The sequence below is a fragment of the Anaerococcus senegalensis JC48 genome (assembly GCF_000321005.1).
In the GTDB taxonomy this organism is placed as follows: domain Bacteria; phylum Bacillota; class Clostridia; order Tissierellales; family Peptoniphilaceae; genus Anaerococcus; species Anaerococcus senegalensis.
Window position 1 is genome coordinate 1,059,532 of sequence record NZ_HE578907.1, and the last position, 11,288, is coordinate 1,070,819.

Annotated in this window: 8 protein-coding genes; 4 read left to right on the forward strand and 4 right to left on the reverse strand. The window is 31.1% G+C overall.

Features of this window, described 5'->3' with window-relative positions; translation table 11 throughout:
- The first annotated feature begins 92 nt into the window (after window positions 1-92).
- The 4 genes from ASHG_RS05240 to ASHG_RS05255 all read left to right on the forward strand — a co-directional run bounded on the left by ASHG_RS05240 (window position 93) and on the right by ASHG_RS05255 (window position 4,809).
- The gene (locus ASHG_RS05240; protein WP_040397984.1) at window positions 93-1,139 is read left to right on the forward strand and encodes a D-alanine--D-alanine ligase family protein; all 1,047 of its coding nucleotides are present in this window, start codon (window positions 93-95) and stop codon (window positions 1,137-1,139) included.
- Window positions 1,136-2,515: a UDP-N-acetylmuramoyl-tripeptide--D-alanyl-D-alanine ligase gene (locus tag ASHG_RS05245; RefSeq protein ID WP_040397985.1), complete on the forward strand. Its 1,380-nt coding sequence runs from the start codon at window positions 1,136-1,138 to the stop codon at window positions 2,513-2,515. The genes ASHG_RS05240 and ASHG_RS05245 overlap by 4 nt, the downstream gene beginning before the upstream one ends.
- 41 nt (window positions 2,516-2,556) lie before the next feature.
- Window positions 2,557-3,489 carry a 1-phosphofructokinase family hexose kinase gene (locus tag ASHG_RS05250; protein WP_040397988.1) on the forward strand — a complete coding sequence of 311 codons (933 nt, stop codon included), beginning with the start codon at window positions 2,557-2,559 and terminating at the stop codon, window positions 3,487-3,489.
- Between the two features lie 72 nt (window positions 3,490-3,561).
- Window positions 3,562-4,809, forward strand: a complete 1,248-nt coding sequence (locus ASHG_RS05255) for a YkvI family membrane protein (RefSeq protein ID WP_040397989.1) — start codon at window positions 3,562-3,564, stop codon at window positions 4,807-4,809.
- 589 nt (window positions 4,810-5,398) lie between these two features.
- Here ASHG_RS05255 and mgtE read toward each other — a convergent pair.
- From mgtE to ASHG_RS09125, 4 genes are all read right to left on the reverse strand, one after another.
- Window positions 5,399-6,757: a magnesium transporter gene (gene mgtE / locus ASHG_RS05260; protein ID WP_040397991.1), complete on the reverse strand. Its 1,359-nt coding sequence runs from the start codon at window positions 6,755-6,757 to the stop codon at window positions 5,399-5,401.
- Between the two features lie 4 nt (window positions 6,758-6,761).
- The gene (locus ASHG_RS05265; RefSeq protein ID WP_040397996.1) at window positions 6,762-7,964 is read right to left on the reverse strand and encodes a S41 family peptidase; all 1,203 of its coding nucleotides are present in this window, start codon (window positions 7,962-7,964) and stop codon (window positions 6,762-6,764) included.
- 151 nt (window positions 7,965-8,115) lie between these two features.
- Window positions 8,116-8,700 carry a DJ-1 family glyoxalase III gene (locus ASHG_RS05270; protein WP_040397998.1) on the reverse strand — a complete coding sequence of 195 codons (585 nt, stop codon included), beginning with the start codon at window positions 8,698-8,700 and terminating at the stop codon, window positions 8,116-8,118.
- 827 nt (window positions 8,701-9,527) lie between these two features.
- On the reverse strand, window positions 9,528-11,288 hold a 1,761-nt coding region (locus tag ASHG_RS09125), incomplete at its 5' end, for a collagen-flanked surface repeat-containing protein (RefSeq protein ID WP_449224052.1).

Consider the following 11,288-nt stretch of genomic DNA (forward strand, 5'->3'; position numbering starts at 1 on the left):
AAAATTTTATTTTTTATTAATCGATTTTCCTTTTATTTGCTCTAATTTCTCATATGTAGTAAAATTTTTATATAAATTATATGGAGAGACAAATGATTAATACTTATTTATTATGCGGTGGACCTTCAAGCGAGCATGATATAGCTCTAAGAAGTGCCCTTAATATTTCAAAAAATTTAAACAAAGAAAAATATAAGTTAAAACTTGTATATGTTGACAAAAAAGGCAGATTTTCAAATGCTTTTGATTTTATAGATACAGATGATGAATTTGATCTTGTAAAAGAATGTAAAGAAAATATTTTAGAATCAATTTCTGATTTTCTCTTAGAATTAAAAGATAAGGATAAAGAAAATACTATTATTATTCCTTGTATTCATGGAACTTACGGAGAAGATGGAACTATACAAGGATTTTTGGATGCTATTGATATGGCCTATATTGGAAATGGACTTTTATCATCATCTGTTTGTATGGATAAGGTGACTGCGAATGATATTTTTGAAAAAAATAAATTAAAACAAGCTAGATACCTTTATGCAAAAGAAGATAGTTTTGATGAAGATTTTGCAAAAAAATGCCAAGAATATATTAAATTTCCAATGATTGTAAAGCCATCAGCAAATGGATCTTCTGTAGGTGTAAATAAAGCTGAAAATATTGATGATTTATTAAAATTTGGAAAAGAAGCTTTAAAATATGACGAAAAGATTTTAGTTGAAGAAGCTATTATTGGTCAAGAAGTTGAAATTGCTGTAATTGGAGATAATGATATAATTGCATCAAAACCTGGTGCTTATACTACAAATCATACTTTTCTTGACTATGATGCTAAATATTTTGATAAATCTACAGTCGAAAATCTTCCTTATGAAATGGATGAAAAACTTGAAAAAGACTTATTGGAATTTGCTAAAGAATGTTATAAAGCTTGTGGATGCCAAGGTTTTGCAAGAGTTGATGTCTTTTTAAAAGATAATGAATTTTATATAAATGAAATTAACACCTTCCCTGGTTTTACTCCAACTTCATTTTTTGCAAGATTATGTAAAATTAGTTTTGATTTAGAATTTACAGAAATTTTAGATATGCTAATTGATGAAGGATTTAAAAGTTTTCAACAAAGGAGATTTAAATGATTGAAAGATGTTTAGATCAAATAGCCAAAATGGTTGGTGGCGAGATTTCTGATTTAAAATATTCTGATGTAAAAATAAAGGGTGTATCTATTGATTCAAGAACTATAAAAAAAGATTGTCTTTATATTCCAATAGTTGGAGAAAAATTTGATGGTAGAATTTTTATTGAAGAATGTCAAAATGCGGGAGCTCCTGCTTTTTTGATTGACAAAAATTATAAAATACAAAAATCAATCAATATCCCCTACATAAAAGTAGAAGATACACAAAAAGCCCTAAGGGATCTTGCAAGAGCTTATAGAAAAGAACTTGATATAAAAATTATAGCTATAACTGGTTCAAACGGAAAAACTACTAGCAAAAATATTATCCATTCAGTCCTTTCAGAAAAATATAAGGTTGAAAAAACTCATGGAAATTTAAACAACGAAATAGGAGTTCCTCTTACAATTTTAGATTTTTGTGAAGACACTGATATTGGTGTTGTAGAAATGGGAACAGATGATTTTGGAGAAATTTCTGTTTTGACAAATATAGCTTTGCCTGACATGGCAATGATTACAAATATAGGTGATGCCCACCTTCTTAAACTTAAATCAAGAGAAGGAATTGCCAAAGCAAAACTTGAAATTCTTGAAGGATTAAAGGATGATGGAAAATTTTTATATAACGGTGATGACGAAATATTGAAAAAAGTTCTACCATCATATGATATTAAACAAGAAACTATTTCTTTTGGTGTAGGAGAAAATGTTGATTTTAAAGTAGTTCCAAAAGAACATACCAATACTTCAACAAATTTTTCTTACAAGGATGAAATTTATTCAGTTCCTTTGTTAGGTTCTCACCAAGTTTATAACGGTGCCCTAGCAGTTTTGATTGGAAAACTTTTTGAGCTTTCATTTAATGAAATTAACAAGGGACTTTCAAAATCATCAAACAATGCAAATAGAAATGAATTAGTTGAAAGAAATGGATTTGATATTCTTGATGATGCCTACAAATCTAATCCTCAATCCCTAAAACAAGGACTAGAACTAGCTGGATTTTTGGATGGATATTTAAATAAAATTGTAGTTTTGGGAGATATGCTAGAGCTTGGAGATGACGAATTAAATCTTCACTATAAATCTGGTCTTGATATTGATCCCAAAAAAATAAATTATTGCCTATTTTTTGGACCACTTAGTAAACAAATGTATAAGGCAAGTTTGGAAAATTTTCCTAAAGATAGAAGCTTCTATTTTGATAATAAAGACGACCTAATAGATAAATTAAAACTTCTAATAACAAAATATTCCCTAGTCTTTGTAAAGGGATCTAGAGGTCTTCATATGGAAGAAGTTATAGAAGCAATTTATGATTTTAGGGTATAGAAATTAGAATAATTAGAAAAGATTAAATTAATGGAGGAATTATGATTTACACAGTTACACTAAATCCATCTGTGGATGTTTTTTTGGAAGTGAATAACCTTAATATTGGAAATAGAAACCATGTTTCAGATGAATTTACCCTACCAGGAGGAAAGGCATTAAATGTTTCTAGAGTCCTATCTCAACTAAAAATACCAACTGTGGCAACAGGATTTATTGGTGGTCACCAAGGTAATTTTATTGAACAATGGCTTGATAAAGAAAATATCATGACAGATTTTGTAAATATTGAAGAAGAAAATAGAACAAATATAAAATTATTATTAGATAATGAAGAAACAACCATTGATTCTAAAGGTCCAAATATCAGTCATTTTGAAGTTGATGAACTTTTATATTATCTTTCTAGAGTAGGAGAAGGTGATACTATAGTTTTTGGTGGATCTGTTCCTCCAATGGAAGAAAAAGCTGACGAAGATATTTATTCAAGAATGATTTCAATAGCAAAGGCAAACAAAGCAAATTTTATAGCTGATATACCTGCCCAATATTTGCCAGGTGCAATCAAAGAAAATCCAATTCTTGTAAAACCAAATGTAGACGATTTGATGGAAATTTTTGGTACAAAAATTGAAACAATTGAAGATATGGATAAATACGGAAAGAAAATTGTAGAAATGGGAGCCCAAAATGCAATAGTTTCCTATGGTAAAAAGGGATCAATGTTCTTTTCAGAAGACGGACATTCATATATTTCTGAAGAAATTCATTTAAATGAAGTGGTTAATTCTGTAGCTTGTCGTGATGCGATGATTGGTGGTTTTATTGGAACTTTAGTTAGAACAAATGATACACTAGAAGCCTACAAAGTTGCAGTAGCTGCTGCAACTGCAACAGCAGAAGTTTTAGATTTGCCAACAAGAGAAGCTATAGAAAAAATAATACCAAAAGTTGTAATAAACCAATTTTCTTAAACTAAAAAGTGTTGGTAGGTCCCAACACTTTTATTTTTTAATAAAAATTTTAAACTAAAAAAAGGAGAAATAATGAACAAAAAAACTATAAGTATAATGCTCGCCTATGTAGGTGTATTAACAGGAGCAGGACTTGCCAGTGGACAAGAACTTATGCAATATTTTGTTTCCTTTGGTATCCCCGGACTTTTTGGTCTAGGTGCAATTGGAATTATGCATATTTTAGTAGGAGGAATAATTCTCCAACTTGGCTCTCACTACCTTGCTGACAGTCACATTGATGTAATTGAAGAAGTTTCTAATAAATATGTTGGAAAATTTATGGATTTTGCCCTAGTAATTAATTGTTTCTTGATGGGATTTGTAATGATTGCAGGAGCAGGGTCAAATTTAAACCAACAATTTGGATTTAAACCATGGGTTGGATCATTAATTTGTACCCTTTTGATAATTTTTATTGGGATGTTAGATTTTGATAAGGTTACAAAAGTTATTGGAGCATTTACTCCATTAATTATTTTATTTGCAGTTATTGGAAGTATTTATACATTTGTAACAATAAAACCAGATTGGCAAAGATTAGATCAATTATCCCAATCAGTAATTTCCCCACTACCAAACGTAGCACTTTCTACAGTAAATTATTTTGGTTTATGTATGATAAGTGGAATTTCAATGGCATTTGTACTTGGCGGAAGTAAAACAGATTCAGCAGAAGCAGGACTTGGAGGAATGCTTGGTGGACTAATGGTTGCAATTCTTACAGCTCTTGTTGGTTTTACTTTATTTTTCACCCTACCAATTGTAAAAGATTCTGATATACCAATGCAAATTGTATTGGAAAATATTCATCCAACTTTAGGACTTATAATGTCACTAATAATTTTTGGAATGATTTTCAACTCATCAATTTCCTTATTTTATTCAGCAGCAAGAAGATTTTCAGATACAGAAAATAAATTTAGAAGAAATTTAGTAGTATTTACTCTACTAGGATTTGCTTTATCATTTATGGGCTTTAAAAAATTAATGTCTATCCTATATCCAATATTAGGATTTTTGGGACTTGCCCTTACAATTATTTTAGTAATAGCTTGGTTTAGAGAAAAAGATGAAATCAAGCACGAAATGAGAAGAAGATTTGCAATTTCAGTGCTTACAAAAAGAAAATTAGATGATAATGAAGAATTTGGAAGAATGGAAAAAGAAAAACTAGATAGACTTGCTGAAAGTTCTATAATAGATAATAAAGAAATAAAAAAAGCTGTTCACGAAGAAGTAAAAGAAGAATTAGAAGAAGAAAATAGCGAAGAAGAATAAAATTTAGACTGGATGAGAAGATTGATTTTCTTATCCAGTATTTTTTTTTGCTATATTTAAAAAAAGATTAGATTGCTTATGTAAATCTGAAAATAAATTTAAAATTTAGCAAAGACAATTTAAGAGATCTCTCGACTAGGCTCGAGATGGGTTAATTCTTTTTGAATTTAATACTAAAATAAGTTTTGAATGAAAATTATAAATTACATTTTTTTACTGATATTCTAAGTTATAATTTATTTAAAAATATAATTATAGAATCTATAAGCCTTTAGTAATTAAGAAAATAAGATAGTTACCCATCTCGAGCCTGTCGAGAGATCTCGTGGGTTATGTAAATCTAAAGATTAATTTTAAACTTTAGCACGTCAAATTTAAAAGATCTCTTGGCTACTAAAATCAGTTTTCTTCGAAAACTTTTTCGTGCTCTAGCAATAATTTTTAGGGATAATTATGCCAAATCAAGGCATAATTATCTGCTCGAGATGGGTTAATTCTTTTTGGATTTAAATACTAAATAAATTTTATAATATAATAATTTGAAATTGACCTATAAATTAAAAAGCCTACCTTGACGGTAAGCTTTTATTTATATTCCCATAATAATTTTTGCAACTTCAAAATAGCAAATTAATCCTATTGAATCTACTATAGTTGTAATTAGTGGACTCGCCATTATTGCTGGATCAAATCCTAATTTTTTTGCTCCCATAGGAAGTAGTGCTCCCACAACTTTTGCTATGATTATTATCACAAAAATTGTAATTGCTACTATAAAAGCTACTTCAAGTTCTACTTTATCAAATAAGAAGCATTTTAAAAACGCTAAAAATGACATCACAAATCCAACTATAACACCAACTTCAAATTCTTTAAATACAACTTTATACCAATTTTCAAGTTCTACATCACCTGTTGCCATACCACGTATAACTAAAGTTGATGATTGACTTCCTGCATTTCCACCAGAATCTGTAAGCATAGGTATAAACATATTAAGAGCAATTATTGATTCTATAACTTTTTGACTTGATTTTAAAATTGTTGATGTAAAAGAAGCAGAAACCATCAAAAACATTAACCATGGTAATCTATTTTTTGCAAGTTTTAAGGCAGATGTACTTGAATATTCTTCCTCATCTGGTGTTGTACCAGCCATTCTTTGGAAATCCTCAGTTGTTTCAAGTTCCATTACATCCATAATATCGTCAACTGTAATTATACCAATTAATCTTCTTTCGCTATCAACAACCGGAAGAGCCGTAAATCCATATCTTCTAAAAGTATTGGCTACCTCTTCTTGATCTTCGTAAGCCTCAACGCTGATTACATCCTCGTACATTAAGTCTTTTACTTTTGTATCTGATGGACTTGTTACAATCATTCTCAAAGAAACATATCCCAACAATGATTTTGTTTTGTCTGTTACATAGCAAGTATAAATTGTTGCGCTACTTGTTCCTACTCTTTTTATCCTTTTCAAAACTTTTTGGCAGGTCATCTGTGGATTTACTTCTATAAATTCTGTTGTCATCAAACTTCCAGCAGAATCTTCTGGAAATTGTAAGAATTGATTTACTCTCTTTCTCATCTCAGCATCAGAATTTCTCAAAATTCTTTTTACAACAGTTGCTGGCATTTCTTCCAAGGTATCAATCACGTCATCAAAATTTAAGGCTGTTACAATTGCATCAAGCTCTGGGTCTGTGATTGATGTTAGAAGTCGGTGCTTGCCATCATGTTTTAATTCTGCAAATACTTCTGCAGCATCATCTTTTCTAAGAAGTCTATAAACAATCAAACTTTGCTCATTGTCAAGCTCAGACATAAATTCTTCTATGTCTACCGGGTTTGTTCTTCTCAAAGAATCCTTCAAAGCTGGAATATCTTTTTTTTCTAATAATTCATTAAACTCATCGATCCTTTTTTCGCTGTTGTAGCTATTCATAATATCACCCCTTAATTTCATCCAACAATGTATCCATAGCCTTATTAAATTGATCATCTTGATCAAGTTGTTCTATATCTAGAATATTATCATTATTATTTTCAACTTCAATATCAGGTTTTACACCAATTTTATGAATTTTAGTTTTATTAGGTGTGAAATATTCACTGATTGTAATCTTTACACCAGAACCATCTTCTAGAGGGAAAAGTTTTTGAACAATTCCTTTTCCAAATGAAGTTTTACCTATAATTTTTGCCCTCCCTCTATCTTTGAAAGCACCTGCCAAAATTTCTGAGGCTGAAGCAGAGTTTTCATTAATTAAAACTGTCATTGGAGTCTTATCCATTTCCTTATCACTATTTTCAACTATTTCTTTACCTTTTTTATCAACAGTTGAAACAATTGCACCTTCATCCAAAAATGTATCAGCTATTGCAAGGCAAACATCAAGACTTCCACCTGGATTATTTCTAAGATCCATAACAATTCCATCAACGTTTTGATCCTTTAAAGATTTCAATTCTTTTGCGAATTCTTCCTTGGTTACATCTTCAAATTCCTTAATTTTTATGTAGCCAACACTATTTCCGTCTTTTTCCACTACCTTGCTATCCACAGTATCAACTTTTACATCGGCTCTTTCAACTTCTATTTCTTTTTCCTCAGCCTTATCTTTATCATTTTTTCTTAAAACTGTAATTTTAACTTTTTCGCCGATATTTCCTCTAATTTTTGAAACAGCTTCTTCTAGTTGATCAGCAGAATAGCTCTCTCCATCAACCTTAGTAATATAATCGCCAACTTCTATACCAGCTTTTTTTGCAGGAGACTCATCAAAAACAGAAATAGCTTTGATATAACCTTCATCACTAGCTTGAACTGCAACTCCAATTCCAGCATATTTTCCATTCACGCTTTCCATAAGTTTATCAAACTCATCTTTTGTATAATAAGCTGTGTAAGGATCTTTCAAATTTTCAAACATCCCTTTCAAAGATCCATCATACAATTGCTTTTCATCGTAATCAAAAAGGAAATTTTCATCTATTAACTCTTTCATAGCTTCCATTTGAGCCATATGTTTTTGGTTTTCTTGTGATAACAAAGCATTATCTTTAGAAGAATTTTTACCAAGAGTAAAACCTGTAAAGCCAACTCCAATAACCAACAAGAAGGCCAATAAAACCTTACCAATTTTTTTCATAATACCTCCACTTGTATAAAGCCCAAAATTAAGGCTTTTATTAAAATAAATACTTCTCAGTATTCTTCTATTTTAACACATCCAAAGCTTTTTTTAAATAAAGGAAAATTTTCAAAAAAATAAACTGGAAAATAACTTTCCAGCCTCTTTTTTAATACTTAAAAGAAAAATAATTTTCAATAAAATCTTGTTGGATTCCTGGTTTTAATTTTTCTTTTATATTTTTTCCCGAAATTTTCTCTATCAATTTTAAGGCCAAGTAAATGCTTGCCCCAGCACCTCTTGAAGTTAAGATATTAGAATCTTGGACTACAAGCTCATCTTTTTCATATTTGCTAATATTTTTAAGATCATCTTCTACGCTTGGATGAGAAACCACAGCTTTGTCAGAAACAATACCTGCTCTTTCAAGAACAATTGGTCCTGCACAAATTGCAGCAATAATTTTTTTATCTTGGTCAAATTTTTTAACTATATTAATAACTTTTTGATCATCTCTTAATCTTTCAGCTCCCCTTGTTCCTCCTGGAATATAAAGGGCTGTATAATCATCCAAATTTATCTCATCGATTAACTTATCAGCCTTAATAATTACATTATGGGCTGCCTTAACATACAAATCATCCTTTATTGAAACTGTGTCCAAAGAAATATCTACCCTTCTCAAATAATCTACAATAGTAAGGCCCTCAATTTCTTCAAATCCATCAGCCAAAAATACTAACACTTTATCCATATCTTCCTCCTTGCAATTAATATATACCCAACTTAGTCCTAAAAAATTTTATCAGGCTTTTTATAATAATAATTCGACAATGATAATCTTTAGTAAAATTTATATAAAAATCAACCTCAATGTTACCTTAATATATATTATATTCATAAAGCTTTAAATTATACATTTTCATTAAAATTATTAACGAAATCCATAAAAAATTCCCCCATCTCAAGTAGATAATTATGCCTTGATTAGGCATAATTATCCCTAAAAATTAGTGCTAGAGCACGAAAAAGTTTTCGAAGAAAACTTATTTTAGTAGCCGAGAGATCTCTTTCACACATTTTGCCTAAGTTTAAATTTAATCTTATAAACTACATAAATAATGAGATCTCTCGATTCACTGCGTACGATAAATCGGGATAAACAACCGAAAACCGACGGTTGTTTATCTGCTCGAGATGGGGTTGATGCCTTTCTGTTTTTTATTCCTATGAAGAGAGATGATATTATTTTATATTATAATAGTTAAATACATACTTTAGTTATTAAACTCATAAATAACTAACCTATCTCGAGCAGATAATTATGCCTTGATTTGGCATAATTATCCCTAAAAATTAGTGCTAGAGCACGAAAAAGTTTTCGAAGAAAACTGATTTTAGTAGTCTAGAGATCTCTTTTCCTTACTTTACTTAATTTAAAATTATTCCTTTAGCTATTCTTTCACAATAGCATTATCCTATATATTTAATTATATCTTATATAAAGCCTAAACATTTCCAAAAAAAAGACAAGCCCTAAAGCCTGTCTTTCTTTTAATAAATTTAATAGAAATTATCTACTTATTTATTTTTTCTCTTTTTGCTAACAAATAGTCCACCTACTGCAGTTGTTAGTGTAGCTACTATTCCAGTTGCTGAACCTACACCTGTATCAACATTATTTGATGATGGTTTCACATAAGTTACCTTATATAATTCATCTTCATTTTTGTTTACAACTTTAGATTTTGGTCTTTCATTTGTTTTATTTTCAGTTCTTACCACTTTTTCTGATTTTTCTGGTGTTTTTGGCTCAACTGGTTCAGATGGTTCTAATGGTGTCCATGGTGTTCCATCTTCTATTTCCTCTGCTGGAGTTAATGGTGTCCATGGTGTTCCATCTTCTATTTCCTCTGCTGGAGTTAATGGTGTCCATGGTGTTCCATCTTCTATTTCTTCTGCTGGAGTTAGTGGTGTCCATGGTGTTCCATCTTCTATTTCTTCTGCTGGAGTTAATGGTGTCCATGGTATTTCTGGCTTGCAAGTATTGTTGCCGTCTTTACCGTCTTTGCCGTCTTTACCGTCTTTACCGTCTTTGCCGTCTTTGCCGTCTTTGCCGTCTTTACCGTCTTTGCCGTCTTTACCGTCTTTGCCGTCTTTGCCGTCTTTACCGTCTTTGCCGTCTTTACCGTCTTTGCCGTCTTTACCGTCTTTGCCGTCTTTGCCGTCTTTACCGTCTTTACCGTCTTTTCCATCCTTACCATCTTTGATGATAGTTGTTGATGTTGTTCCGTCTGGATTTGTAACTATTACAGTATGAGTTCCATCACCATTGTCTTTGACTTCAACTTTTGGTGATTTTCCATCTTTACCATCTTTGATGATAGTTTCTGTTCTAGTTCCGTCTGAATTGATGATAATTACAGTATGAGTTCCGTCACCATTGTTAACTACTTTAGCTTCTGGTGATTTTCCATCCTTACCGTCTTTTCCATCTTTTCCGTCTGTTCCATTCTTACCGTCTTTGATGATTGTTGTAGTTGTAGAACCATCTGGATTTGTTATAGTTACAGTGTGAGTTCCATCACCGTTGTCTACTACTTTAGCTTCTGGTGATTTTCCGTCTTTTCCATCTTTTACAATTGTTTTTGTTTCAGATCCATCTGGGTTTGTAATAATGATTGTGTGTGTTCCATCACCATTATCTACTACTTTAGCTTCTGGTGATTTTCCGTCTTTTCCATCTTTACCGTCTTTACCTGGTGTTCCTGGTTGACCATCTTGACCTTTTTCACCTTGGTCACCCTTTTCACCATTTTTAATTATAGTTGTAGTTGTTGTACCATCTGGATTTGTTATTGTTACAGTGTGAGTTCCATCACCGTTGTCTACTACTTTAGCTTCTGGTGATTTTCCGTCTTTACCATCTTTTACAATTGTTTTTGTTTCTGATCCGTCTGGGTTTGTAATGATAATTGTGTGTGTTCCATCGCCATTATCTACTACTTTAGCTTCTGGTGATTTTCCGTCTTTACCATCTTTACCGTCTTTACCTGGTGTTCCTGGTTGACCATCTTGACCTTTTTCACCTTGGTCACCCTTTTCACCATTTTTAATTATAGTTGTAGTTGTTGTACCATCTGGATTTGTTATTGTTACAGTGTGAGTTCCATCACCGTTGTCTACTACTTTAGCTTCTGGTGATTTTCCATCTTTACCATCTTTTACAATAGTTTTTGTTTCTGATCCGTCTGGGTTTGTAATGATAATTGTGTGTGTTCCATCGCCATTATCTACTACTTTAGCTTCTGGTGATTTTCCATCCTTACCATCAATACCGTC

Excerpts from the sequence above, each read along its gene's own strand:
- ASHG_RS05245 (WP_040397985.1), top strand. The coding sequence starts at position 1,136 with ATGATTGAAAGATGTTTAGATCAAATAGCCAAAATGGTTGGTGGCGAG.
- ASHG_RS05265 (WP_040397996.1), bottom strand. The coding sequence starts at position 7,964 with ATGAAAAAAATTGGTAAGGTTTTATTGGCCTTCTTGTTGGTTATTGGA.
- ASHG_RS05250 (WP_040397988.1), top strand. The coding sequence starts at position 2,557 with ATGATTTACACAGTTACACTAAATCCATCTGTGGATGTTTTTTTGGAA.
- ASHG_RS05240 (WP_040397984.1), top strand. The coding sequence starts at position 93 with ATGATTAATACTTATTTATTATGCGGTGGACCTTCAAGCGAGCATGAT.
- ASHG_RS05255 (WP_040397989.1), top strand. The coding sequence starts at position 3,562 with ATGAACAAAAAAACTATAAGTATAATGCTCGCCTATGTAGGTGTATTA.
- ASHG_RS05270 (WP_040397998.1), bottom strand. The coding sequence starts at position 8,700 with ATGGATAAAGTGTTAGTATTTTTGGCTGATGGATTTGAAGAAATTGAG.
- mgtE (WP_040397991.1), bottom strand. The coding sequence starts at position 6,757 with ATGAATAGCTACAACAGCGAAAAAAGGATCGATGAGTTTAATGAATTA.